The 24,634-nt window shown below is 62.0% G+C and carries 23 protein-coding genes; 7 read left to right on the top strand and 16 right to left on the bottom strand.

Annotated elements, in window-relative coordinates; genetic code table 11:
- Positions 1–62 precede the first annotated feature (62 nt).
- Complete coding sequence (locus AC2S2E_RS06730; protein WP_476101770.1) at positions 63–1,199, top strand: FIST N-terminal domain-containing protein; 1,137 nt, start codon at positions 63–65, stop codon at positions 1,197–1,199.
- A complete protein-coding gene (locus AC2S2E_RS06735) occupies positions 1,192–3,429 on the top strand; it encodes a hybrid sensor histidine kinase/response regulator (RefSeq protein WP_486524217.1) in 2,238 nt (745 codons plus the stop codon). Before AC2S2E_RS06730 ends, AC2S2E_RS06735 begins: the two co-directional genes overlap by 8 nt.
- Positions 3,430–3,465: 36 nt before the next feature.
- Here AC2S2E_RS06735 and AC2S2E_RS06740 read toward each other — a convergent pair whose 3' ends face one another.
- From AC2S2E_RS06740 to pedF, 4 genes are all read right to left on the bottom strand, one after another.
- The gene (locus AC2S2E_RS06740) at positions 3,466–4,122 is read right to left on the bottom strand and encodes a response regulator (RefSeq protein WP_486524219.1); all 657 of its coding nucleotides are present in this window, start codon (positions 4,120–4,122) and stop codon (positions 3,466–3,468) included.
- Positions 4,123–4,197: 75 nt separating this feature from the next.
- A complete protein-coding gene (locus AC2S2E_RS06745) occupies positions 4,198–5,955 on the bottom strand; it encodes a methanol/ethanol family PQQ-dependent dehydrogenase (RefSeq protein WP_476101268.1) in 1,758 nt (585 codons plus the stop codon).
- Positions 5,956–6,127: 172 nt separating this feature from the next.
- Complete coding sequence (locus AC2S2E_RS06750; RefSeq protein ID WP_486524221.1) at positions 6,128–7,003, bottom strand: substrate-binding periplasmic protein; 876 nt, start codon at positions 7,001–7,003, stop codon at positions 6,128–6,130.
- 45 nt (positions 7,004–7,048) lie between these two features.
- The gene (pedF, locus tag AC2S2E_RS06755; protein ID WP_476101772.1) at positions 7,049–7,459 is read right to left on the bottom strand and encodes a cytochrome c-550 PedF; all 411 of its coding nucleotides are present in this window, start codon (positions 7,457–7,459) and stop codon (positions 7,049–7,051) included.
- Positions 7,460–7,752: 293 nt separating this feature from the next.
- Here pedF and AC2S2E_RS06760 point away from each other — a divergent pair, with 293 nt between their 5' ends.
- The gene (locus AC2S2E_RS06760; RefSeq protein WP_486524567.1) at positions 7,753–8,661 is read left to right on the top strand and encodes a PQQ-dependent catabolism-associated beta-propeller protein; all 909 of its coding nucleotides are present in this window, start codon (positions 7,753–7,755) and stop codon (positions 8,659–8,661) included.
- 140 nt (positions 8,662–8,801) lie between these two features.
- The gene (locus tag AC2S2E_RS06765) at positions 8,802–10,178 is read left to right on the top strand and encodes a porin family protein (protein ID WP_476101272.1); all 1,377 of its coding nucleotides are present in this window, start codon (positions 8,802–8,804) and stop codon (positions 10,176–10,178) included.
- Between the two features lie 144 nt (positions 10,179–10,322).
- On the opposite strand, the gene AC2S2E_RS06770 is transcribed toward AC2S2E_RS06765, so the two are convergent.
- The 3 genes from AC2S2E_RS06770 to AC2S2E_RS06780 all read right to left on the bottom strand — a co-directional run bounded on the left by AC2S2E_RS06770 (position 10,323) and on the right by AC2S2E_RS06780 (position 13,261).
- Positions 10,323–10,691 carry a c-type cytochrome gene (locus tag AC2S2E_RS06770; protein ID WP_486524223.1) on the bottom strand — a complete coding sequence of 123 codons (369 nt, stop codon included), beginning with the start codon at positions 10,689–10,691 and terminating at the stop codon, positions 10,323–10,325.
- Positions 10,692–10,777: 86 nt separating this feature from the next.
- Positions 10,778–11,908 carry a pyridoxal phosphate-dependent aminotransferase gene (locus AC2S2E_RS06775; RefSeq protein ID WP_486524224.1) on the bottom strand — a complete coding sequence of 377 codons (1,131 nt, stop codon included), beginning with the start codon at positions 11,906–11,908 and terminating at the stop codon, positions 10,778–10,780.
- A gap of 36 nt (positions 11,909–11,944) precedes the next feature.
- Positions 11,945–13,261 carry an MFS transporter gene (locus AC2S2E_RS06780; protein WP_476101777.1) on the bottom strand — a complete coding sequence of 439 codons (1,317 nt, stop codon included), beginning with the start codon at positions 13,259–13,261 and terminating at the stop codon, positions 11,945–11,947.
- A 207-nt stretch (positions 13,262–13,468) separates the two neighbouring features.
- Here AC2S2E_RS06780 and AC2S2E_RS06785 point away from each other — a divergent pair, with 207 nt between their 5' ends.
- Complete coding sequence (locus AC2S2E_RS06785; protein ID WP_486524225.1) at positions 13,469–14,428, top strand: bile acid:sodium symporter family protein; 960 nt, start codon at positions 13,469–13,471, stop codon at positions 14,426–14,428.
- Positions 14,429–14,461: 33 nt separating this feature from the next.
- On the opposite strand, the gene AC2S2E_RS06790 is transcribed toward AC2S2E_RS06785, so the two are convergent.
- Together AC2S2E_RS06790 and AC2S2E_RS06795 are read right to left on the bottom strand one after the other, a co-directional pair.
- On the bottom strand, positions 14,462–15,415 hold the full coding sequence (locus tag AC2S2E_RS06790; RefSeq protein WP_476101280.1) for an SDR family oxidoreductase: 954 nt from the start codon (positions 15,413–15,415) through the stop codon (positions 14,462–14,464).
- A 26-nt stretch (positions 15,416–15,441) separates the two neighbouring features.
- Positions 15,442–16,320, bottom strand: coding sequence for a beta-keto acid cleavage family enzyme (locus AC2S2E_RS06795; RefSeq protein WP_476101282.1), 879 nt, complete (start codon positions 16,318–16,320; stop codon positions 15,442–15,444).
- Positions 16,321–16,504: 184 nt separating this feature from the next.
- Here AC2S2E_RS06795 and AC2S2E_RS06800 point away from each other — a divergent pair, with 184 nt between their 5' ends.
- Positions 16,505–17,326, top strand: a complete 822-nt coding sequence (locus tag AC2S2E_RS06800; RefSeq protein WP_476101284.1) for a helix-turn-helix transcriptional regulator — start codon at positions 16,505–16,507, stop codon at positions 17,324–17,326.
- A 39-nt stretch (positions 17,327–17,365) separates the two neighbouring features.
- Here the strand turns inward: AC2S2E_RS06800 and AC2S2E_RS06805 are convergent, their stop codons facing one another.
- Genes AC2S2E_RS06805 through AC2S2E_RS06815 form a run of 3 tightly spaced genes read right to left on the bottom strand, consistent with a single transcriptional unit; the run spans position 17,366 to position 20,491 of the window.
- On the bottom strand, positions 17,366–18,793 hold the full coding sequence (locus AC2S2E_RS06805) for an aldehyde dehydrogenase family protein (protein ID WP_476101287.1): 1,428 nt from the start codon (positions 18,791–18,793) through the stop codon (positions 17,366–17,368).
- Between the two features lie 16 nt (positions 18,794–18,809).
- Complete coding sequence (locus AC2S2E_RS06810; RefSeq protein ID WP_486524226.1) at positions 18,810–19,640, bottom strand: glutathione S-transferase family protein; 831 nt, start codon at positions 19,638–19,640, stop codon at positions 18,810–18,812.
- Entirely contained in the window at positions 19,637–20,491 is an 855-nt protein-coding gene (locus AC2S2E_RS06815) for a beta-etherase (RefSeq protein WP_476101294.1), read from the bottom strand. Before AC2S2E_RS06815 ends, AC2S2E_RS06810 begins: the two co-directional genes overlap by 4 nt.
- A gap of 234 nt (positions 20,492–20,725) precedes the next feature.
- Here AC2S2E_RS06815 and AC2S2E_RS06820 point away from each other — a divergent pair, with 234 nt between their 5' ends.
- Positions 20,726–21,385 (top strand): glutathione S-transferase family protein, encoded by a 660-nt coding sequence (locus AC2S2E_RS06820; RefSeq protein ID WP_486524227.1) that lies wholly within the window; start codon positions 20,726–20,728, stop codon positions 21,383–21,385.
- Here the strand turns inward: AC2S2E_RS06820 and AC2S2E_RS06825 are convergent.
- The 4 genes from AC2S2E_RS06825 to AC2S2E_RS06840 all read right to left on the bottom strand — a co-directional run bounded on the left by AC2S2E_RS06825 (position 21,382) and on the right by AC2S2E_RS06840 (position 24,614).
- Entirely contained in the window at positions 21,382–21,588 is a 207-nt protein-coding gene (locus AC2S2E_RS06825; protein ID WP_476101300.1) for a hypothetical protein, read from the bottom strand. The genes AC2S2E_RS06820 and AC2S2E_RS06825 overlap by 4 nt on opposite strands.
- Positions 21,588–22,364 carry an SDR family NAD(P)-dependent oxidoreductase gene (locus tag AC2S2E_RS06830; protein WP_486524228.1) on the bottom strand — a complete coding sequence of 259 codons (777 nt, stop codon included), beginning with the start codon at positions 22,362–22,364 and terminating at the stop codon, positions 21,588–21,590. Before AC2S2E_RS06830 ends, AC2S2E_RS06825 begins: the two co-directional genes overlap by 1 nt.
- Positions 22,365–22,445: 81 nt before the next feature.
- The gene (locus tag AC2S2E_RS06835; protein ID WP_476101307.1) at positions 22,446–22,883 is read right to left on the bottom strand and encodes a MerR family transcriptional regulator; all 438 of its coding nucleotides are present in this window, start codon (positions 22,881–22,883) and stop codon (positions 22,446–22,448) included.
- 66 nt (positions 22,884–22,949) lie between these two features.
- Positions 22,950–24,614, bottom strand: a complete 1,665-nt coding sequence (locus tag AC2S2E_RS06840) for a long-chain-fatty-acid--CoA ligase (protein WP_486524229.1) — start codon at positions 24,612–24,614, stop codon at positions 22,950–22,952.
- Positions 24,615–24,634 lie beyond the last annotated feature (20 nt).

A 24,634-nucleotide genomic window follows, 5' to 3' on the forward strand; every position in this document is an offset into this window, starting at 1 on the left:
AGGTAACATATCCGAGACGTCGGCTACAGGCGCCCGGTGGGTTGGAGAGGATAATGGCGCAAATGGCGCGTTCGGCTTTGGCTGTGGTCTCATCTCATGCAAGCGATCCGGTGGCCGCCGTGGACGAAGTCGTGCGCGAAATCGGCGCACAGGCATTGGCGGGAGGGCTGCTCTTTTGCTCGCACCGTTATGACCGCGATGACCTGGCCAAAGAGTTAACCCGCAGGTTGGGGAAATTCCCCTTAATCGGCTGCACCAGCGCGGGCGAATTGACCCAGCGCGGCTATGACGAGGACAGTCTGGTCTTTATCGGTTTCCCTGCCGATGGCTTTGCGATGAGCGTGTTGCATTTCGACGATCTGGATGATTTCGATGTGGCCGAAGGGCGGCGCGCGGTGCGTGAATTGGCGGCGCAGGCGGCGGCTTCGGCGCGGCGACTGGGCGAACAATTGCACCATGCCGCGATCTTCCTTGTCGATGGCCTGTCCCACCGCGAGGAATTGGTGACCATGACCGTTCAGGACGCGCTGGGCGATACGGTGATGGTGGGCGGATCATCGGGCGATGGCATGGTCTTTCGCGAAACGGGCGTTCTGGTCGATGGGCGTTTCGTCAAGGATGCCGCCGTGGTGGCCATGTTGTCCAGCACGCGCCCGCTCCACGCCTTTTGTTCGCACCACTATCGCCCGCGTGAGGAACGGATGGTCGTCACATCCGCCGATGCGCAGGCGCGAATCGTCTATGAAATCAACGCAAGGCCCGCAGCGCAGGAATATGCGCGTATCGCAGGGCTGGTCGGGGGCGATATTGACGCCGCCTTTTTTGCCGCCAACCCGCCGATGGTGCGCGCGGGCGGAGAATATCACATCCGGGCGGTCCAAAGTGCTAATGCAGACGGCAGCCTGACGTTCTATTGCGCGATCGACAATGGCATCGTGTTGCGCGTGGGCGAAAGGGTGGATCGGTTGGCACATCTGGAACGTTTGTTTACCGAGGTGGAAACCCGTGTGGGCGCCATCGACCATGTGATCGGTTTCGATTGCGTTCTTAACCGCGTGGACGCCGACAATCGCCAGATCACGCGCGAAGTGTCCCAGCTTTATGCCGCGCGCCATGTCGTCGGTTTCAACACCTATGGCGAACAATTCCGCGCCGCGCATAACAATCAGACGCTGAGCGGTCTGGCGATCGGTGCGTAACTTGGCAGAGGCGGATCGACCCACACAGGCCGACATTGAGGCGCTATCCGAGCGCGTGAAGCAATTGGAAAAGATCAACGAGGCGTTGATCGACCGGGTGGAACGGTCCAGCGATGTTCAGGGCGGCGCGTTCTCGATGTTCGAGGCGGCCATTGCGCTGGAATCCATGGTGCGCGACCGGACGGCGGCGCTGGAAAATGCGCTCTCCAGTTTGAACGAGGCCAATGCCGATATGGCCGCCGCCCATCGCGATGCCGATGCGGCGCGGGTGCGTTTGCGCGATGCGATTGAATCCCTGCCCGATGGATTTGCATTGTTTGACGCCGATGACCGGCTGCTGCTGCATAATGAAGCCTATCTGGAATTCTGGCCGGCGTTGCGGGGGCGGGATCTTTCCTCGCGCACGTTTGGCGAAATTGCGGAAATGGCGGCGCAGAGCGGGTTGCCGATCGGTTCACTGGGGTCACAGGAGCGATGGCTGGCCGACCGCCTGTCGCAACATGCCAAGGCCGACCGCGTGCATATTCAGGCGCTGGCCGATGGGCGCTGGGTCCAGATCAATGAATTGAAAACGTCCGAGGGCGGTCGCCTTGGCATCTATACCGATGTGACCGAGGTGAAGGCCGAGGATGCGCGCGAACGCGCCCGCGAACTGGCCGAACGCAACCTTGCGCTGCAAACCACGCTGGATACCCTGTCCGAGGGGGTTTGCCACTATGGCCTCGACCGGCGCTTGCTGGTGCGTAATCAGGGCATGGTCCGCCTGCTGGGTTTGGACGCGCGGGGCAGCAAGCGGTTGGAAAGCCATGATGGTCTGTTGTCCTATTGCCGCGATCGGTTGGGGATGGATCAGACATCCGTGCTGGAATGGCGCGAAACGGGCGAGCAGATGGAGGGGCCATGCATTTTGGGCGGGCGGCATTTCATCATCCGTTCGACCCCGTTGGCGCCCGGCGGCATGGCGTTCAGCTTCGACGACATTACCGAGCGGGTTCAGGACCGCGACGCGTTACGCGAGGCGGCCGAAATGCTGGAGCGGCGCGTGGCGGAACGCACCACTGCGCTTCAGGCCGAGATTGCCGAAAGGCGCGAGGTCGAGGCTTTGCTGCGCGCGGCCAAGACCGCGGCCGAACATGCCAATCGTGACAAGACGCGCTTTTTGGCCGCGGCCAGCCACGACCTGCTGCAACCGTTGAACGCGGCGCGCCTGTTTGTTTCGGCGCTGGCCGAGCGCCGCCTTGCCGCGCCCAGTCGGGCGTTGGTGCGGCAAACCGGCGTGGCGCTCGATTCGGTCGAGGATCTGCTCGAAGCCTTGTTCGAGATTTCGCGGCTGGACGCCGGGGCGATTACGCCGGTGTGGAGCGCGATTGAACTGGAACAGATGCTGGCCGCGCTGCGCATCGAATTTGCCGCCGTGGCGCGGGCCGAAGGGCTCTCGCTCGATATTCCGGTCACCGATGTCTGGGTGCGTTCGGACATTCGCCTGCTGCGTCGGATCCTGCAAAATTTCCTGTCCAACGCGATCCGTTATACCGCGCAGGGTCAGGTGAGCATCATCGTCACCATCGAAAATGGCGCCGCGCGGATCACTGTGCGCGACACCGGGCCGGGCATTGCCCATGAAGATCAGGAAGCGATCTTCGAGGAATTCCGCCGTCTGGAATCGACCCAGCGCATTCCCGGCAAGGGGTTGGGCCTGGCCATTGTCCGCCGCGCCAGCACGATGCTGGGCCACCGGCTGGATGTCGAATCGACGCCGGGTCAGGGCAGCGCCTTTTCCGTGCTTGTGCCGCTGGCCGAAGCGCGCAGCGAAAAGGGCGGCGATACTTCACGCCCCGCCATGCGTGGCACCACGGGTACGCAAAGCTTGTTGGTCATCGACAATGATCCGGCCATTCTGGCGGGCATGGCGGCTTTGCTGCGCAATTGGGGGCACAAGGTCGCCACCGCCATCGGCCCCGATGATAAAGAGGCCGGCGAGGCGATTGCCGCGGGCATCGACATGATCATTGCCGATTATCATCTGGACGGTGATCTGCGCGGTGATGATGCGATTGCCATGATCCGCAAGGCCGCAGGCCAGGATATTCCCGCGCTGGTCATCACCGCCGACCGCAGCGACGAGGTCAAGGCATCGCTGGCGCAGGCGCGGGTGCCGATGTTGAACAAGCCGGTAAAGCCTGCGCAGTTGCGCGCCCTGATGCGCAATATGTTGGGGAATGGCGCGTAAAGGGCTGGGCCATTGCGGCCCAGCAGCGTCGCCCAATCAGCCGGGGAAATTGACCCGATTGGCCATGATCACCGCCTGCGTGCGGCTGAACACGTTCAGCTTTTGCAGGATGGCCGAGACATGCGCCTTTACCGTCGTCATCGATACGTCAAGTTCATAGGCGATCTGTTTGTTCAAACGGCCCGATACCAAGAGGCCCAGCACGACCTTTTGCTGCGGCGTCAGGGTTGCGATCCGCTGGCGAATGGCGGCTTCCTCGCCGCTGCTGGCTTCTTCGACAAAATCGAAATCGGGGACATAGATTTCACCGGCCAGAACCTGACGCAGCGCTTCGACAATCTGGTCACGCTTCAGGCTCTTGGGTATGAATCCGGCGGCCCCCGCCGAGAGCGCTTCGCGCACGGCCGAACCGTCCAGCGTGCCCGACACCATCACCACCGGCACGGCGGGATGTTCTTCCCGCAACCCCTGCAGCGCGGAAAACCGTTTCGCGTCGGGAATGTTGAGATCCAGCAGCACCAGATCAACCTCGGCATTCTGGGCCAAAGCCTCGCGCGCCTCGGCGTAATTGCCCGCCTCCAGAATGTTGCACTGGGCAAAGCATCCTTGCAGGAGGGTCCGCATGCCATCGCGCACCAGCGCGTGGTCATCAACGATCAGGATGCTGTCGGGTGTTGCCATGGCAATCAGCATATCTCTCTGGTGGTACATGGGCGTCAATTCCAAAGATGAGCGGCGCGGAAAATTATCCCCGCGCCGCACGTCTCCTCAGTCCTTGGGGAGCTTGAACACCCAGAGCGAACCGCCCTGGCTGATTTCCTTGAAGGTCTTGGCGACCTCGCCGCCCCACAGCGGCACCGCGCCGCCCCAGCCCGACATCACGGCCACATATTGTTCGCCATCCTGTTCCCAGGTGATGGGCGAACCGACCACGCCCGAACCGGTGTTGAACTTCCACAGTTCCTCACCCGTCTTGGCGTTGAAGGCCTTAAGATAGCCTTCGGGCGTGCCGGTGAACACCAGATTGCCCGCCGTGGTCAGAACGCCGCCCCACAGCGGGGCCTTGTTCTTGTATTCCCACACGATCTTGCCGGTGGCCGGGTCCATCGCGCGCAACGCGCCGATGTGGTCTTCGGCAATCGGCTTGATGGTGAAACCGGCGCCCAGATAGGCCGAGCCCTTCTTATAGGCGATGGGTTCGTTCCAGATGTCCATGCCCCAGTCGTTGGAGGGCACATAGAACAGGCCGGTGTCCTTCGAATAGGCCATCGGCATCCAGTTCTTGCCGCCAAGGAAGGACGGCGAGGAGAACACGACCTTGCCCTTTTCGGTGCCGCTGGGGGCGCCGGGGCGGCCATCGGCGGTGTAGTTCGGGCGGCCGGTCTTCAGGTTGATGCCATCGGCCCAGGTGGTCTGCATCACGAACTTGTGCGCGCCCAGCAATTTGCCATTGGTGCGGTCAAGGACGTAGAAATAGCCGTTGCGGTCGGCTTTGGCGCCCAGCTTCATCGGCTTGCCGTTGATGGTGGCGTCAAACGGGATGAATTCGTTCACACCGTCAAAGTCCCAACCGTCATGCGGCGTGGTCTGATAATGCCACTTGATCACGCCCGTATCGGGATCGATCGCCAGCGTCGAGGACGTGTAGAGGTTGTCGCCGGGGCGCAGGTGGCTGTTCCACGGGCCGGGGTTGCCGGTGCCAAAGAACAACAGGTTGGTTTCCGGGTCATATGTGCCGCCCAGCCAGGTCGCGCCGCCGCCGGTCTTGTACATGTCACCCTGCCACGTGGCGTTCAGCTTGCCGGTCATGCCATTGGGCTGACCCTTGAGCGTACCGATGTGGCCTTCGATGGTCGGACGGCTCCAGATCAGCTCGCCGGTGTCGACATTGCGGGCCTGCACTTCGCCGATGATGCCGAATTCACCGCCCGAATTGCCGGTGATCACCATGTCCTTGACGATCAGCGGCGCGGCGGTTGCCGAATAGCCGGCCTGATAATCCGAGGTGGTCTTGTTCCACAGCACCTTGCCGGTGTGGCGGTTCAGCGCGATGAGGTGAGCATCGAGCGTGGCGAAGATGATCTTGTCGCCATGGATCGCCGCGCCGCGGTTGACCACGTCACAGCAAGGCATGATGCCGTCGGGCAGGCGGGCGGTATATTCCCACTTCTTTTCACCCGTGCGCGCGTCAAAGGCGAAAACGCGCGAATAGGAACCCGTCACATAGATCGTGCCGTCATAGACCAGCGGCTGCGATTCCTGACCGCGCTGCTTTTCACCGCCCAGCGAGGCAGCGAAGGCAGGCACCAGCTTTTTCACATTGCTGGCGTTGAGTTGAGCGAGCGAGCTGAAGCGCTGGCCCTGCGGCCCAAGGCCATTGGTCAGAACGTCGCCGGGCGTGGCCGCGTCATTCAACAGATCCTGGCTGGTGGGGCCTGCGGCCATCAGCGGCCCGCTGGCAATAAGGCCGGCGGCCATCCCCAATGCCGCAAAGGATGCGACATAGCGCGAAATTCTGCCCTTCATCTCGACTCTCCTGTTGTCGTTCGCAATTGTTTTTGAACTGGTCGGTTGCGGGTCTTTGTGCGGCGCGCCCTCGCGCGCTTCTCCCCCGTGATGTTCAGCCTATCTGGCCTATGGCGTGCAGCAATTGGACCTTAGGCCAAGCTCAGAAAACGGTGAAAATCCATCTTATGTATCAGGCCGAAATGGCCGGACGCCATTCGACACCATAGGCGGCAAAAATCGCCTTCAACTGGCCGTCATTGCTCATTTTCCCGATCATGCCTTCAAGGACATCGCCCAAAGAGCGGCTGTTTTCCTTGACCGCCATGCCAATGTCCCATCCGGGCGACTGGATGCCTTCCAACGCGCGTTTGCGGGCCTTGATGGCGGGGTTCTTCATGTCAAAGATCCCGGCCTCGACCTCGGCCTTGGTGGCGACGGCGACATCGGATTGCCCGGTGCCCAGCGCGAGCACGGCATCATGGCCGGTGTTGAAATGGGTGACGCTGGATCGCAACGTCCCGCCAAAGCTGGAAAGCAGATATATGTCGGGAATGGTGGCAACGGCGGCCGACAGGCGGCGTCCGCGATATTCCGGGGCGGGCACGTCGCAATCATGCTGTTCCGGCCCACAGGCGGCGGCAAAGCTTTCGCGGTAATAGGGGGCCAGAATCGCGCATTGGTCATTTTCGACCATCAATTGTCGGTCAAAGGGCACATGCATCATCACATCGGCCGGTTTGAAACCCAAAAGCCCCCCGCGCCACACCGCATTGCGCAGGTCGGTGGCCATATCATCGCCCGCGGTAAATTCCTGAATGTCCAGCTTTACCCCAAGCTTTTGCGCCAGCGCGCCCGCCAGATCGACGTCGATCCCGCGCAGATTGCTGCTGTTGTCGGGTTCGGACCACGACCACGGGCGGTTGTGACGATAGACCGCCACGCGCAGCACACCCAATTCGCGCACCTTGGCCAAAGGCGCGGCGGACAGCGGAAGGGGCGCCATCAGCGAAGCCATCCCCCCGGCCAGAAACGCCCTGCGTCCGATGGTGGTGGATGGATTGCCCATATGTCGCCCCTCGTAATGTTATCGTTTTATTTTGTAATAGAAAAATCAGTCGTCCGTGTGGCGCGTTTCCAGCCAGCTGCGGATCGCCCAACCGGCCTTCTGGCCCAGAGCGTCGCCGAAGGGCGGCATGTACACCTTGCCGTCGCGGCTCGAACCGTGCTGGAAACGCTGAACGAACCATTCGTCGCCGCTGTCGCCCAGTTCAAGATAGCGCAGATCCGGCGCGATGCCCCCCGAAATCGCATCCAGACCATGGCAACGGGCGCAATTTTGACCAAAGGCCGACTTGCCGATTTCGGCGGCCTTGGCATTGCCGCGATAGGGGTTATGCGTCAGCCACTTGTCACCGATATCGGGCAGCGCGCTGGTGTCCACGGGCTGGGGCGTGACGTCGCCATGCGCGGCAAGGCGCGTACCGACGCTGGTAACGGCCAGCAACGTGGCGGCAGCAAGCATCGTCTGGGCGCGCGATATTTTGGCGCGTGACAGGCGCGTGAAAATTCCCGGCATGGTAGAGCTTCCTCTCATCTTTCTCACCACGAGGCGGCGCCGCTTTATCGGGCCCGCGTCTTTTGTCTCGATGGCGGACAGCTTATGATCCCCTTGCTCAGGTCTGTATTGGACCTTGGTGCTATTCATGGGCTGATCAGGGGGGATATGCTGCCATCATGACAAAGCGAACTGCGCAGAAATACGCGATTCCCGCCCTGCTTATTGCCATTTTGGGTAATACGCTGATCCCCTCCGCGATGGCCGAAACGGCTTACGTCTCGAACGAGCGTGGCAATTCGGTCAGCGTGATCGATCTGTCCGCGGGCAAGGTGGTGGCGACATGGAAAGTGGGTCAGCGCCCGCGTGGCATTGCGCTGACCCGTGATGGCGCCCATTTGCTGGTGGCGACGGGGCTGGATAATTCGGTTGAGCTGCATGACCGGATCAGCGGGGCGCTCATCACCCATCTGCCTTCGGGTCAGGATCCGGAGCAATTCTATCCTTCGCGCGATGGAAAATTGTTGTTTGTCAGCAATGAAGACGATGCCGCCATGACCGCCATCGATCTGTCCACGCGCCGCGTGGCATGGCAGGTGCCGGTGGGCAAAGAGCCCGAAGGCATCACCCAAAGCCCCGACGGCAAGGTGATCGTGGTGACCAGCGAGGATGGCCAATTGATCTCGTGGATCGATGCGGCCAGCCATCAATCCCTGGGCGATACAGAGACCGAGGCGCGTCCGCGCCATGTCGAATTTACTGCCGATGGGCGCGAATTGTGGATCGCGGCGGAAATGGGCGGCGTGGTTCAGGTGGCCGATCCCGCCACGCGACAGATCACGGACAAGATCGCCTTTGCCCCGCCTGGCGTGCAACCGATTCGCGTCATGCCCTGCGGCATCCGCTTTACGCCCGATGGCAAAAAGGCGGTGGTGGCATTGGGGCGGGCCAATCATATTGCCATCGTCGATGTGGCCACGCGCCGGGTCGAATCCTATGTCAAAGTGGGTCAGCGTCCGTGGCATCTGGCCATTACGCCCGATGGCGCGCGGGCGATTGTGGCCAATGGCCTGTCCGATGATGTCAGCATCGTCGATCTGTCGACCAAGGCGGTTGTTGCCACGATTCCGTCGGGCGCCGGTGCATGGGGCGTGGCCATCGCGCCCTGAATCGATGCTTGTCTGATACCTTGGGATAAGTACGTTCTCCCAAGGTATCACGGTCCAAAGTCCAATTTAAAACGGGGGCTTTCGCACCTCATTCTCCCGTCACCACAGCAGATAAAAGTGGATCGACAAGGGAGAGTATCATGCTCTGGAAAGTTTTGCTCGGCACCGCGAGTGCCGTGGCCATGATGGGCGTTTCGACCACGGCCTATGCCGGTAATTCGCAGGCGCTGCTCAAGCGTTTGCATGACAAGGGCATCCTCTCGGACGCGGAATATGCCGAATTGATGAAGGATGAGGCCGAAGCGCCTGCGCCCGTGGCGGCGCCCGTGGTGGCAGGGGACACCACCAAATTCGTGCGCGCCACCGACAGCGGCATCGGCCTTCAGGTCGGCCCGGCCACGATCAAGTTTTCCGGCTCGATCAACGGTTTCTATGTCTATGACAATGCGGCCAAGCCCGGCGCCAACACCGCCGTCACCGGCGGCATCGCCAGCGTGGGCGGCAACACCAGCGCGGTGCGCAACGGCCTGCTTCCCGGCTTTCTGAAGGTGGACGCCACCACGACCCAGAACGGATGGGATGTGGGCGCGCACTTCGGCATGTATCCGGGCATCAACAGCGCAGCATGGGGCGCGCTGGGCGCCAACAATGGTGGTCAGCCGACCGCTCTGGCCACGGCGGGCATCGACTTTCGCGAAACCTATCTGACCATCGGCCGCAAGGGTTTTGGTGAATTGAAGATCGGCCGCGCCATCGGCCTGTTCGGTTCCGAGGCGATTCTCAATGACATCACCCTGCTGGCTTCCGGCCCGACGGGCGGCAATGCGGCCCCGGCCAACACCACGCTGGGTCGCATCGGCACCGGCTATATCTATACCGATTTCCAGCCGCAGATGACCTATACCACCCCCAATGTCAGCGGGTTCCAGGCATCGGTGGGCGTGTTCCAGCCGCTCAACTCGCTGACCAGCGCGGCGCAGAACAATTCCAGCCCGCAATTCCAGGGCAAGGTGACCTATGACGCCACGTTTGATGCGGTGAAACTGCATCTGTGGGCTTCGGGCATCACGCAGGAGCATAAGTTCGTCGCAGGCGGCAGCTATACCGGCCAAGGTCTGGATGTCGGCACCCGCGCCACGGTGGGTCCGGTCACGCTGGTTGGCACCTATTACACGGCCAAGGGGCTGGGTACGACGGTGCTGAACCTGTTTGACACCGACGCCAGCGGCAAGGCACGCAGCAGCGAGGGCTATTATGTGCAGGCCGCCGTCACGCAGGGCAAGTGGACTTTGGCGGGCAGCTATGGCGCCAGCTATCTCAACCATACCGGCGCGGCGGACCGCGGCGCCAACCCGACGCTGGTACGCGTGAACAGCAGCGCGGTGGGGCAACTGCGCTATGGTCTGAACAGCTGGGTGACGTTGATCGGCGAATATATCAACTCGAACGCCAAGGCGCATAATGGCAATTCGGCCACCAGCGACGCGGTGGCGTTGGGCGGCATTCTGTTCTTCTGAAGAGGGCTCCACTCCACAGAAGAAGGGCGCGCGGGGGAAGGCTCGCGCGCCCTTTTTTGTGCGCAGCATAAGTGTGGCGCGCATAGAAAAGGGGGCGAGAAGCCTTATGCTTTCCGCCCCCTTCTTGCGACCCTTGCGGGATGCTTATTTCAGCGTCTTGATCCAGGCGATCAACTCGGCGCGCTTGGCCGCATCCTTGATGCCGGGAAAGGCCATGGCGGTGCCGGGCACCATCTGCATGGGGCCGGCGATCCACTTGTCCAGATTGGCGTCATCCCACTTCAGGTTCGCCTTCTTCAGCGCCTCGGTATAATTGTGCTTACCCGTGGCGGCCTTCTTGCCATAGACGCCCCAAAGGCTGGGGCCGACCTTGTCCGCGCCGCCCTTTTCGGCATTGTGGCACACCGCGCAGCGCGAAGTGAAAGTGGCGGGCACAGGCGCGGGTGCGGCCGAAACGGCGGTCGAAAACAGGGCAATGCCGCCCAACACGGCGGTCATCGAAATTGACTTCATGATGGCATCCTCGTTCTTCGGGGGTTTGCCATTTTATGCCAGAAGCCGGGGCCCAAGGTGTATTGCACTTTGGGCCGGATCGCGGGTTACCGCTGGGCGGCGAACCATGGGATCATGCGCTCAATTGCTTCCTTGACCAAGGGCGTGGACACGGCAAAGCTGAAGCGCATGAAGCGGTGCCCATCGACCGGATCGAAATCGACGCCGGGTGCGCAGGCCACCCCGGTTTCCTGCAAAAGACGGGTGCAGAATTCCATCGAGTCATTGGTCAGATGGCCAATATCCGCCCAGATGTAAAAGGCCCCATCGGGCGGCGCAATTCGCGCCAGACCCAACGCGGGCAGCGCCGCCAGCATCGCCTCGCGATTGGCGGCATAGGTGGCGATATGGGCTTCCAGCTCCTCGCCGCAATCAAAGGCGATCAGGCCCGCATGCTGCGCCAAAACCGGGGGCGTGAGCATCAGATTGCTCATTCGCGCATAGGCGGCGTCCACCAGATCATCAGGCGCCACCAGCCAGCCCAGACGCCAGCCCGGCATCGAGAAATATTTGGAGAAGCTGTTGACGATCAGCGCGTCCGGCGCATGAACCAGCGCCGAGACGCAAGGCCCGGTAAAGGACAGGCCGTGATAAATCTCGTCCGAGATGATGCGTATGCCGCGCCGCGCACAGACCGCCGCGATGGCGGCCAGTTCTTGCGGATCGATGATCGTGCCGGTGGGGTTGGCGGGGCTGGCGACGATGACGCCGTCGGGGGCGGGGTGGATGGCCTCAAGCGCGGCCGCCGTGATTTGATAGCGCTCCGCCGCGCCGCAGGGGATTTCGACCGGTTCCATATGCAGCGCGCGCAATGTGTTGCGATAGGCAACATAGCCGGGCCGGGCGCAGACGATCCGCGCGCCCGGCGCAAAGGCGCTAGACAATGCCAGCAGCAGCGCAGGCGACGCGCCGCAGGTCAGGATGACCTGTTCGGACCGGATGGTGACGCCCTGTGTTTCGGCGTAATGCTGCGCAATGCGTTCTTTCAGCGGCGCGCTTTCCCAGTAACCCTGCGCCTCGGTGTCCAGCACATGATGCGCCTTGGCCAGCGCGGCGGCGGGCGCGCTGGTTGATGGCTGGCCATATTCCATATGGATCACGCTGCGGCCCTCTGCCGCAAGCTTGTGGGCGAGTTGGCCGATGGCCATGGCGCGGAACGGTTCGATAGGGGCGGTCATACACCGCCCCTAGCAGGGTAACGCAGGCTTGATAATTCAGATTTTGGTATCCTGTTGGCGCGGCATGACAAACAGCGCCAAGGCCGCGACCAGCGAACCCACCGACATCACAATCGCCACCATCGGCAGCCCAAGTTTCGCATCGAACAGATAGCCCGCAATGATCGGCCCCGCCGCCGCGCCCAAACGGCCCACGCCGATGACAAAGCCGGTGCCCGTGCCGCGCAGGCTGGTGGGGAAACTTTGCGCGATCAGGGCGTAAAAGCCGACGATCACGCTGTTGGTGCAAAAGGCCGCCATGGCCGCGGCCAGCGACAGGCGGTTGAGATCGGCCGGCGATTGGCCAAACAGCGCCACCAGCACCACCGAAGCCAGCATCATAACGATCAGCGCCGGACGCAGCGGCAATTTCAGCGCCGAGAAGGAAAACAGGATCGCCCCGATCAACCCGCCCACATTTGCCCACACCAGCACGCCGCCCGCCGCCGATGCCGGGAAACCCATGTCGCCGACAATCTTGGGCACCCATTTCACGATGAAATAGAAGGTCAGGATATGCGCGAAATAGGCCATCAGCAGCAACAGGCTGACGGCGCGCAATTTGGGGCCGAACAGGTCCAGGATGCGGGCCTGCGGCTTGTCGTGGTCCTCAACCGGCAGGGCATCGACCGTGCCATGGCCAAAGGCGCGCAATGAACGGTTGACCTTGTCCAGCGCGTCGGCGCGGCCACGGTGCATGATGGCCGACACCGGCTCGGGCATCAGCAAAGGCACCAGAGGCAGCAGGATCAGCGCCAGACCCGCGCCCAGATAGAACACATCGCGCCAGCCTCCGGTTTTCAGCATCATGCTGGCAATCGTGCCGCCCACGACCGCGCCCAAGGGATAGCCCGCCGCCATCAGCGCGACCGCCGCGCTGCGCCAGCGGTCATTGGCATATTCGGCCGCCACCGCATTGGTGGCCGCCAACATCCCGCCAATGCCCAGACCCGTAAACAGGCGGATCGCGGCCAGCGAGGGCACGTCCCACGACATGGGCGCGGCGATCATGCCCGCGGCCATGATGACAAGGCAGATGACCATGGTGGGAATGCGCCCCAGCCGGTCGGTCAACCGGCCCAGCAGGATCGAGCCGGCCGCCATGCCGAAGATTTCCATCGACAGGACATAGCCCAGCACCTTGCGTTCAACATGCCATTCCGCCGCAATGCCGGGCGAGGCAAAGCTGATCGAAAGCACGTCAAAACCGTCGAGCGCATTAAGCAGGGCGCACAGAACAATACCCACGATCTGACGCCAGCCCATTGGGCTGTCGGCCAGCAGGCGCCGGGGATCGATGGGGTTTACGGGCACAGAAGCCAAAATCTTTCTCCATCCTCTCGATGCCGCCGATTGTTGACGCGGCTTGGGTTTGTTGATGCCCGTTGTTGCGTGCGCCTGCAAGGGAATCGTGGCGCTTATTGGTTATGCTTCATAGCAATATGACAGGCTCATCCCGCGCGCAAGTCGCAATCAGGCACCATCTTGCCCTTGGGCGCTGTAATCTTTAGGCAGTTAGGCATGCTAGACCGTCTCAAATCCGCCTTCGACCCCTATATTCTTGCGCTGCTCTCGACGGTGGCCCTGGCCTCGGTGCTGCCTGCGCGCGGGATGGGGGCCACGGTGCTGGACCACGCGGCGGATGCGGCGATCGTGTTGCTGTTCTTTCTGCACGGCGCGAAATTGTCGAGAGAGGCGATTGTTGCAGGCGCGGGCCATTGGCGGCTGCATCTGGCCACGATGGGCACGACCTTTGCGTTGTTTCCGGTGTTGGGGCTGGGGCTGGCGGCGATTCCGGGGCTGCCCGCGCTGGTGGCTTCGGGGATGCTGTTCCTGACGCTGCTGCCTTCGACGGTGCAAAGTTCGATCGCCTTTACCTCGATTGCACGGGGCAATGTGGCCGCGGCGGTCTGTTCGGCGTCCTTCTCCAATCTGGCGGGCATCTTCATCACGCCGCTGTTGGCCAGCCTGTTGATGGGCGGCAGCGGGGCCAGCATGTCGCTCGAATCGATTGAAAAGATCGTGCTGCAACTGCTGCTGCCCTTTGCGCTGGGCCATGGGTTGCGTCCTGTGATCGGAAAATTTGTGAGCAAGCACAAGGCGATGATCGGCTATGTCGATCGCGGCTCGATCCTGCTGGTGGTCTACACCGCCTTTTCCGCCGCCGTGGTCGAGGGGTTGTGGAGCCATCTGCCGCTGTGGGAACTGGGGTTGATTGCGGGCCTCAGCATTGTGTTGCTGGCGGTGGTGCTGGCCGCGACGTGGGGTCTTGGCGCGGCGTTGGGTTTTGAGCGGGCCGACCGGATCGTGCTGCTCTTTTGCGGATCAAAGAAGTCACTGGCCAGCGGGGTGCCGATTGCGGGCGTGCTGTTCCCGGCGGCGCAGGTGGGCGTGGTCATCCTGCCGCTGATGCTGTTTCACCAGATCCAGTTGATGGCCTGCGCGGTGATTGCGCGGGGGCTGGCGCAAAGCGAGGAATAAGCCCCCCAAGTTGCCGCAGGGGGCCTTGCGTCCTTACGCCTCGGCAGGCTGCTTGGCGCAGCGGGCGCTTTGTTCGGCGAAAACCGGATTGTCCAGAAGGAAGAAGATCTCCTTGGCGCGGGCCTCGTTGATTTCTTCGTCCGGCACGCTGGCCATGATCGCGTCAAAGCGGCGCTGCATGCCCGGCCCGAATTCCGGGTGGGTCAGGATATAGAGATCGTTGCGACGAATGCCCGCCAACACGCGCTCGCCCACTTCATCCTGGCTCATCCAAAGCGGCGAGACCGGGCGGGCTTCCAGCTCTTCCTCGCGCTTCAAATATCCGGTGTCCTGCTTCTTGTCCTCGGGGCGGAGTTCGCCCGAATGGGCGATGTTCGATTGCACCGGGCCGGGACAGAAGGCCGAAATGCCGATGTTGATGGCTGCCAACTCGCCGCGTGCCGCCTCGGTGATGCCGATGATCGCCGCCTTGGCCGCCGAGTAGATCGCCGAATAGGAGATCGGGATCAGCCCGCTTTGCGATGACGTGGTGACGACCTGACCGCCCTCGCCATGCGCCTTGATACGCGGCAGGATGGTGACGAGACCATTGATGACCCCGCCAAGGTTTACCCCCATGCCCCAGTCCCAATCGTCATAGCGCGCATCCATGATCGGCCCCATCACGCCAATCCCGGCATTGCCGACAAGGATGTGGATCTTGCCAAAACGGCCTTCCGCCTTGTCGGCGGCGGCGGCATAGGCGGCGCGGTCGGTGACGTCCAACTGGACCGTTTCCACCTGATCGTCGGCACCCAGCGAAGCCTTGGCCTCGGCCAATGCACTTTCACGGATATCGGCGATCACCACATTGGCGCCTGCGTTCACCAGCGCGCGTGCAATGCCAAGGCCGATGCCATTGGCGCCGCCGGTGATGAACGCCGTTTTGCCGCGCACATCGGCCATCGGCGTCGCATTCGGTGCGGACGCGGGGGGAGTGTAAGCCATGATCCTCTCCTTCAATTTCGTGTGATTTAGTTCTTCAGACCCAGCATCTTGCGCGCCTCGCCCGGCGTGGCCAGATCCGCGCCCAGATGGTCGATCAGTTCGACCGCCCAGTTGACCATATCGGCATTGCCTGCCGCCTGCTTGCCACGGCGCAGATAGGTGCTGTCTTCGAACCCGGTGCGCACATGGCCGCCCAGCAGCACCGATTGCGCCGCCATGGGGAAGGAATGGCGCTGGATGCCGAAACCGGTGAAGGTGGCGCCGCGCGGCAATTGGTTCTTGGAATATTGCATTGCCTCGGGCGTGGCGGGCAGGCCATATTTGGTGCCCAGCACAAAGGTGTAGGGCGCATTCGCGGGCAGGGCGCCCTCGGCAATCAGATCCTCGGCATAGACGAAATCGCCCGCTTCAAAGCACTCGATTTCCGGCAACACGCCCGCGTCCTGAATCATATGGCCCAAGCGCGTCACCATGGGTTTCAGGTTGATCGCCGCCCCGCCCCACAGGTTCATCGTGCAAATGTCGAGCGTGCACATGTCGGGCTTCAGGTCGAGGATATGCTCAAGCCGCTTTTCCGCCGTGAACATCAACGTGCCGGGGCCGGGCAGGCTGGGGTCTTCCTCGCTCTGCATCCATGTGCAGCCCGGACCCGTGGTGACGTTCAGGATCACCTCGGTGTTCTTCGCCCGGATCAGGCCAACCACCTCGCGGTAATCCTCCAGCTCGGTGCTGGGATGGCCAGTTTCACGGTCGCGCACGTGCAGGTGGATGATCGAGGCCCCCGCAGCGGCCGCATCCAATGCCTCCTGCGCCACATGTTCGGGGCGGAACGGGAAATTGGGATGCTTGGGCAACGGCCATGGCGACCCGGTAACGGCGCAAGTGATAAAGACCTTGTCGGCCATTCTATGTCCTCTCCATTGGGGAATTCACGCAAAATGTTCTGATTCATGACGTATGCCCGTCTGACAGGTGTTGAACAGGCCTGTGTCTGTGCCATTATTAGGAGTAACAGGCAGACAGCACTTTCCCGCCTCGCCATATGGTGTAAGGGGCGGATGAAAATAGTTTGGGCAAGAGGCAGGAATCATGGCGCAAAGAGAGGAACTTACCCGCTTTCTAAAGGCCGCGCGGGCGCGATTGGCGCCAACGGACGTGGGCCTGCCTGCGGGTGAGCGCCGCCGCACACGGGGGCTGCGCCGCGAGGAAGTCGCCACGTTGGCGGGGATGAGCGTCACGTGGTACACATGGTTTGAACAGGGGCGCGAGGTTCAGCTATCCGCCGCCATGATCGAGCGTCTGGGCAAGGCGCTGCGTCTTGAGCCGCAGGAGCGCGAATTCCTCTTTGCGCTGGCCCAGCATCGCCCGCCGCCGCTGACGGGCCGCGCCGACGAGGCCGTGCGCCCATCGACCCAGCAATTAATGGACAGCCTCTCGATCCCCGCGCTGGTGATTGTCGAGGATTGGACCGTGGTAGGCTGGAACGCGCTGGTGACCCAGCTTTTCCGCGACTATGCGCCCTTGCCGCGTGAAGAGCGCAACCTGTTCCGCATCCTGATGCTGAACGAACGCTATCGCGCCGACCCGGAGCGCTATCGCGAAATGGCGCGCCGTCTGGTTGCTCGTTTCAAGTGGGATTACAGCCGCACCGCCCAGCCGCAGGTGTTTGAGACGCTGATCGAGGAGATGCAGGCATCCTCCGACCTGTTCCGCGAATATTGGGAAGCCGCCGAAATCCGCAGCCATTTCGAGGATGTCAACAGCGCCACCCTGCCCGATGTGGGCGAGATCGCGTTCCACCATACATCCTATGCGATCGAGGAAGTGCCGGGCCAGCGCCTGATCCTGTTCGCCCCCGCCGATCCGGCCAGCGCGGCGAAATTGCGTCGTTTGAGCGCCGAAATGGTATGAAAAAAAAAGGGCGCGGTTTGTGCCGCGCCCCTCGCCTGATTACGCCGGAAGCGCGCCGATCACCGATTTGACCTCCAGATATTCCTCAAGGCCGAATTTGCCGAATTCGCGGCCATTGCCCGATTGCTTATACCCGCCAAAGGGCATGTCCATCGCCAATCCGCCCGCGTTGACATAGACCGAGCCTGCGCGGATCTTGCCCACGATGGTTTTGGCCACGGCCGGATCGCCCGCGATATAGGCGCCAAGGCCATAGGGCGTGTCATTGGCAATGGCGACCGCCTCGTTCAGATCCTGATACGGCAGGATGACCAGCACGGGGCCGAAGATTTCCTCGCGCGCAATGGCCATATCATTGGTGACATTGGCAAAGACGGTGGGCTTGACGAAATAGCCCTTTTCCACGCCTTCGGGGCGGCCCAGCCCGCCGGTGACCAGCGTGGCGCCTTCCTCAATGCCTTTGGTGATCAGGGCCTGGATCTTGTCGAACTGCGCCTTGTTGACCACCGGGCCGATATGGCCGCCCTCGGTCAGCGGATCGCCGACTTCCTTGCTGCCAAAGATTTCGCCCGCCAGTTTTGCCGCCTCGTCATGCTGCGACACATGGACCAGCATGCGCGTGGGCGCGACACAGCTCTGCCCCGAATTGAGCAGCACGCCGCCGCAACCGCCGGGCAGCGCCTTGTCCAGCGGCGTGCCGGGCAGGATGATGTTGGGCGATTTGCCGCCCAATTCCTGCGTCACGCGCTTGACCGTGTCGGCGGCGGCCTTGGCCACCATGATCCCGGCGCGGGTCGATCCGGTAAAGCTGACCATGTCGATGTCGGGGTGGGCCGCGATGGCCGCGCCCACGCCCGGCCCGTCGCCCTGCACCAGATTGAACACGCCCGCCGGAACGCCCGCCGCGGCCAAAACCTCGGCAAAGACGGCGGCGCAGGTGGGGGCTTCTTCCGAAGGCTTCAGGACAATCGTGCAGCCCGCCGCCAGCGCCGGGGCGACCTTGGCGACGATCTGGTTCATCGGCCAGTTCCACGGGGTGATGAGGCCCACAACGCCAATCGGCTCGCGCACGACCTTGTTGTCGCCGATCTTTTCCTCGAACTCATAGCCCTGCAACGCGGCCAGCGCATTGGCCAGATGGCCCAGACCCGATCCGGCCTGTGCGGTCGAGGAGGTACTGATCGGGCAGCCCATTTCGGTGCTGATCGCCTCGGCAATGTCGCCGATGCGCGCCTTGTACGCTTCGATGATCGCGCCCAGCAGCGCAATGCGTTCTTCCTTGGTGGTCTGGCTGAAGGTTTCAAAGGCGCGGCGTGCGGCGGCAACGGCGGCGTCCACGTCGGCGGCCGTGCCCAGCGTGATCTGGCTGGCCGCGCCTTCGGTGGCCGGGTTGATGACGGTGTGGGCGGTGCCGCCGATGCTGTCGACCCATTGGCCGTCGATGAAATTCTGCGGATAGTTCTTCATGGGGAGGGTCCTTTTATCAGGCAGGAATCAGGCCAAGCTCGGCATCGCCGGCGGCGTGGCCCCATTTGTCGCGGGGGGGCATGGGGCGGGTGTCCCATGGCGGATCGAGGGTGAAGCTGGAGATTTTGCGGCCTTGCGGGATGCGGCCATTGCCGCCGCCTTGGGCATAATCGTAATAGAGCGTCATCAGTTCGCGGTGGGTGTGGATCGCGGCCACCGCCGGATGGGCAAGGCAAGCCTCGCGCCAACGCAAGACACGGGTGAGGTTCTGCGGCACCGCATAATCCTCGTAATATTCAAGGAACCACAGGCGCTTGAACATGGGCGCAAAGGCAACCTCGGCCCAACCGAAACGGTCGAAAAGGAAATCCCCATCGGGCGCATAATCGCGCAGGAAAGCATCCAGCCGGGCATATTGCGCATCGACCTCGGCCTTCAACGCATCGCGCTGCGCCGGATCACGGTTCAGGATCATCCGGTATCCCGCTCCTGTAAACGCCCCATCCGTGGCGCAGAGCATCTGTTCCACCGCATGTTCGTACGGGTCGGCGCGGGCGATGCGGATGTTCGGAAAGCGATCATCGAAATAGCGCATGATGACCATGCTCTCTTTCAACGTCTCGCCATTTTCCAGCTCCAGCGCGGGCAGGGCGGTGGTCCCGCGCGTCTTGCGCAGCAACCATTCCGGGCGCGGCTTTGAAATGTCGATGTCGTGATGGGCCAGCCTGTCGGCCAGCCCTTTCAACGACAGCAAAATTTCCACCCTTTCAGAAAAGGGGCAGCCCGGAATGTGATACATGCGCAAGACCCCGCCGGGCGGTTCCTGTTCGCCAGAGGTGTGCGTCATGCGTCGGCCTTTTCGCCCTTACCCGTGATGTGGTTGGTTTCGGCACGGGTGCTGGCCGGACCCGTATTGCGCTTGACCAGACCGGCCACCAGCGACGGCCCCTTGGCAAAGGGTTCAGGATCGCCCTCGCGCAGTTTCAGGCCGAACAGCGGGCTCATGCCCGGAATACGGCCCAGACCGCCGTAAAGATCGAAACCACGGTCGATCCAATCGCGCAGCGGGTCATCCTCGGTCATCGGCGGAATGTCGGCCACGCTGGCGCACCACAGGAACACGGCCAAGGCGCGATAGTCGGCATAATTGGGCGTTTCCCCGCCCAGCCACTTGTGCTGGCCCAAAATGCCGCGCAGCAATTCGAGTTCGGGCAGCACCTTGGGCAAGCGGTCTTCGCGGCCGGCGGCAATGTCTTCCAGCTTGCGGTTGCCAAACATGCGTTCACGCGATTCGGTGATATAGGCGTGGTCGCATTCCATCGCGCGGCTGCGATATTGCAGGATATAGCAGGTCATCCACGGCCCGATCGCGGTCTTCCACAGCCATGTTTCGAGGAATTGCGCCAGCACCTTGACCGAGGGATCGCCGATCAGCGTGGGGCGGTCGGGATATTTGGCATCCAGATATTCGGCGATCAGCCAGCTATCGAGCACATATTCGCCATCATCACAAATGACCGGCAGCCGTTCCGACCGCCCGCCCGTGCGTTCCAGAATGCCGGTGAACCCGCCGGGCACCACATCCAGATCAAAGCCCTTGTGCCGAACCGCATATTTCGTCGCCCAGACGAAGGGGCTGGTGGTGCAGCCGCTCTCGTGATTGAGGTCGAAGAAGGTGATCTTATTATCCTTGGCCATGAACCGCTCCCGCTGGTTTGCTTGTATTATGGGTTCGTTTGTATGTCTTACTGTCAATTTGAGGCAAGGTTTGCGCGCTGCCAAGGGGGAAATGAATACTATCAGTGCAAGTAACAGGATGGGGCGCCCGTCCTGATCGACGTTCCTGTCACTGCCAATGATAGCGGGGGTGATGGCCTTGTTGCGAGGCGCGGGGCGTGTTTGCTGGGCCGATCACATCACAAGGATGCCGCGATGCTCGAACTCTTCACCTCCGAAACGCCCAATGGGTGGAAGATCACCATTCTGCTCGAAGAACTGGGCGTGCCCTATAAGGTTACCCCGATTTCCCTGACCAATCAGGAGCAGAAGACGCCGGAGTTTTTGCGCCTAAACCCCAATGGCAAGATCCCGGCATTGGTCGATGATGGGTTTGCGGTGTTTGAATCGGGGGCGATCCTGCTTTACCTTGCGGAAAAATTCGGGCGCTTCATCCCCGCCGATGTTCAGGGCCGCAGCCGCGCGATCCAATGGGTGATGTGGCAGGTGGCCGGTCTTGGCCCGATGATGGGACAGGCGACCGTGTTCAACCGCTATTTCCCGGAAAAATTGCCCTCGGTGATCGACCGCTATACGCGTGAAAGCCGTCGCCTGCTGGGCGTTCTGGATGCGGCGCTGGAGGGGAAGGATTATCTGGCGGGCGACTATTCGATTGCCGACATCGCCTGTTTTCCGTGGGTGCGGGGGCATGAATGGGCGGGGGTGACGCTGGACGGCCTGCCCAATGTTGCGCGCTGGATGGCCGATATTGGCGTACGGCCTGCGGTTCAGCGCGGCTTGCTGATCCCCACGCCCCCGACGGCAGAGGAGATGGCGGCCAAGACCACCACGCAGGGCAAATCCATTCTGGCCTAATAGCCTTCGAACAGGTCCAGGAAGGCCACCACGTCATTGTCGGTGGCGATGAACAGGCCTTCCTGCACCTCGGCGGGTTGCTGTTCTGCAATGCGCATGGCTTCGCTCAGCGGGCCATAGAACAGGGTGGTGGCCGCCCCGCCTTCCGGTCCGCCATCCAGATGATAGAGGCGGACCGAGGCATCCTGAAACGTGGTGCGCATTATTTGCGCGCCATGGCAAAGGGGCTGAAGGCCTGCGCCACGGGCATGATCTCGATCGTGTTGACGTTCAGATGTTCGGGCAGGCGCAGCACCGCCTCGACCGTTTGCGCGACATCATCGGCCGACAGAGGCTTCATGCCGGCATAGACCGCGGCGGCCTTGTCCTTGTCGCCGGAGAAGCGGACCTCGGAGAATTCCGTTTCGCACGCGCCCGGTTCCAGCGAGGTCACCTTGACCGGCGTGCCCAGCAGATCCGCGCGCAGGCCCAGCGAGAATTGGCGCACAAAGGCCTTTGTGCCGCCGTAAACATTGCCGCCCGGATAGGGATAGGTGGCCGCGACGCTGGACACGTTGATGATATGACCGCGCCCGCGTTCGACCATACCGGGCAGGACCGCGCGGGCGATGCGCACCACGCCCGACACATTGGTTTCGATCATGGTTTCCCAATCCGACAATTCCGCCTGATGCGCCGGACCAAGGCCCAGCGCCAGGCCTGCATTGTTGAACAGGATGTCGATCCCGGCAAAATCAGCGGGCAGGGCGGTGAGCAGCTTTTTCCCGCAGTCCTTTTCCGTCACATCCAGCGCCAGCGTGAACAGGTGATCCGTCCCGGCCTTTTCGGCCAGTTCATTCAGACGTTCCTGACGGCGGCCCGTGGCAATGACCCTGGCCCCGCCCGACAGCAGCCGCAGTGCCACCGCCGCGCCAAAGCCCGATGTGGCGCCCGTCACCAGTGCAATCCGTCCCTGCGCCCAATTGGCATTATCACTCATGACCGGCTCCTGCTGCGTTGCAATATGGGCGCAGGAGATAGGGAGCCTTGGCGACGCAGGCAAGCCTTTAGGCCAAAGCCGTCAACCGCCCGCCGCGCTGATTTCGGCCAGCGTTTCGGCCTCCAGCTTTTTCAATTCGGCCACGGTTTCCTCAATTGCCGCGCGCTGTTTTGACAGCAGTTTCAGCCTTTCACGGATGCGGCGCAGCAAAAGGCGCGATTGTTCGACATGTTCGGGGTCGGCATCATAAAGATCAAGGAATTCCTTGATCTCGCGGATGGTGAAACCCAGCCTTTTGCCGCGCAGGATCAATTGCATCCGGGCCACCTCGCGCCGGGCATAGATGCGGGTGTTGCCCACGCGCTGCGGCTCGATCAGCCCTTTGTCCTCATAAAAGCGCAAGGTGCGATGGGTGACGCCCAACATGGCCGCTACATCCTGAATCCCCATCAGGTCGCGATCCGCATTCGGCGGTACAGTCATTTCCACTGCATTGGCGTCCATCACACGATCCCCCATCACCCTATTCGACCAAAATGCAGGCTCTTTCGCAAGTGCCCACATTTCGGCCATTGGCCTCTTGCCCTATGCTTCGCGCTTGCGGCGTTCTTCCTCGACCAATTCCTTTTTCGACAATTTGCCCACCAATGTCCGGGGCAGAGAGGCGCGGATCTCGATCTCCTTGGGGATCTCGATCTTGTTGAGATAATCGGCCAGAAAGGCCTTCAATTCCTCTGGCGTCGTGCTGGTGCCATCGTGCAGCTTGACGAAAAGCTTGGGCGCCTGTCCGCGATAGGTGTCGGGAATGCCGATGGCGATGGCTTCCTCGACGGCGGGGTGGTGATAGGCGGCATCCTCGATCACGCGGGGATAGACGTTGAAGCCCCCGCACAGGATCACATCCTTCATCCGGTCGACAAGGAAGAGATAGCCTTCATCATCCAGATAGCCGATGTCGCCGGTGCGCAGCGCGCCATCGACAAAGGTTTTGGCGGTGTCTTCGGGGCGGTGCCAATATCCTTGCATCACCTGCGGCCCGCGGGCGCAAACCTCGCCCCGTTCACCCGTGGGCAGAAGTTCGCCGGTTTCCGGGTTGCGGATTTCGATCACCGTGGCCGGAAAAGCCGGGCCGCAGCTGTTGTCCTTGATCCGCCCGTTAATCGGGTTGCAGGTGATGATGGGGCTGGCCTCGGACAGGCCGTATCCTTCGGTGATGATCGCCCCGGTCAGCTTTTCAAAAGCCTGTCGCACGTCCAATGGCAAGGGCGCGCCGCCCGATACACAGGCCGACAGATGCGACAGGTCGGGCGCTTCGGCCGCCGACACCTGATTGTTCATCGCGACCCAGATGGTGGGCACGCCAAAGATGATCGTGGGCCGCGTGCGTTTGATCGTCGCCAACATCTGTTTAAGGTCAAAGCGGGCCAGCAGCACGATTTGCGCGGCAACCTCGATTGAAAAATTCAGCACCGTGGTCAGCGCAAAGACATGGAACATGGGTAAGACGCCCAGCACCCGTTCCTGCTCATCCATATTATGCCCAAGATGGGCCAGCATCTGGGCCGAATTGGCGGTCAAATTGGCATGGCTGAGCATCGCGCCCTTGGGCGTGCCGGTGGTGCCGCCGGTATATTGCAACACGGCCAGATCATGGGGGTGGCGCTCTATGGGCGGCAATTCTGGCTTGCGCTCAATCAGGCGGAAGAAGCCGATATGCAGGTCATCCTCATGATAACGCGCATGTTCGCGCCGTTTCAGCACGCGCCAGCCCAGCGATTGCAACGTCGGCAGGATCGGGGCCAGCGGGCACATCACGATCTTTTCGATCCCGGCATCCGGCCCGACTTCGCGCACCTTGTTATAAATGCTGGCTACATCGGGCACGGCAATCATGCGCGCCCCGGAATCGCGGATCAGATGGTCCATTTCCCGCGGGGTATAAAGCGGGTTGAGATTGACGATGACCGCGCCAATCTTCAACGCCGCAAAATACATCACCACGAAATAGGGCGTGTTGGGCAGGCACAGCGCAAAGCGATCCCCTTTGCGCAGGCCCATCGCATATAGACCCCGCGCGGCGCGGTCGGCCAATGCGCCCACCTCGCCATAGGTCCATGTCCGGCCCAGAAAGTCGAGCGCGACCCTGTCGGCATGATGCTCGACCGCCTTGTCCAGCAGGTCGGTCAGGAGCCGTTCCTTGGGGCACCATCCCTTCTGCTGCATGGCTTTGACATCATCCATGGTAATCATCGCTCGCCCTTTCTTTTGTT

Source organism: Novosphingobium sp. 550D (genome assembly GCF_057401885.1).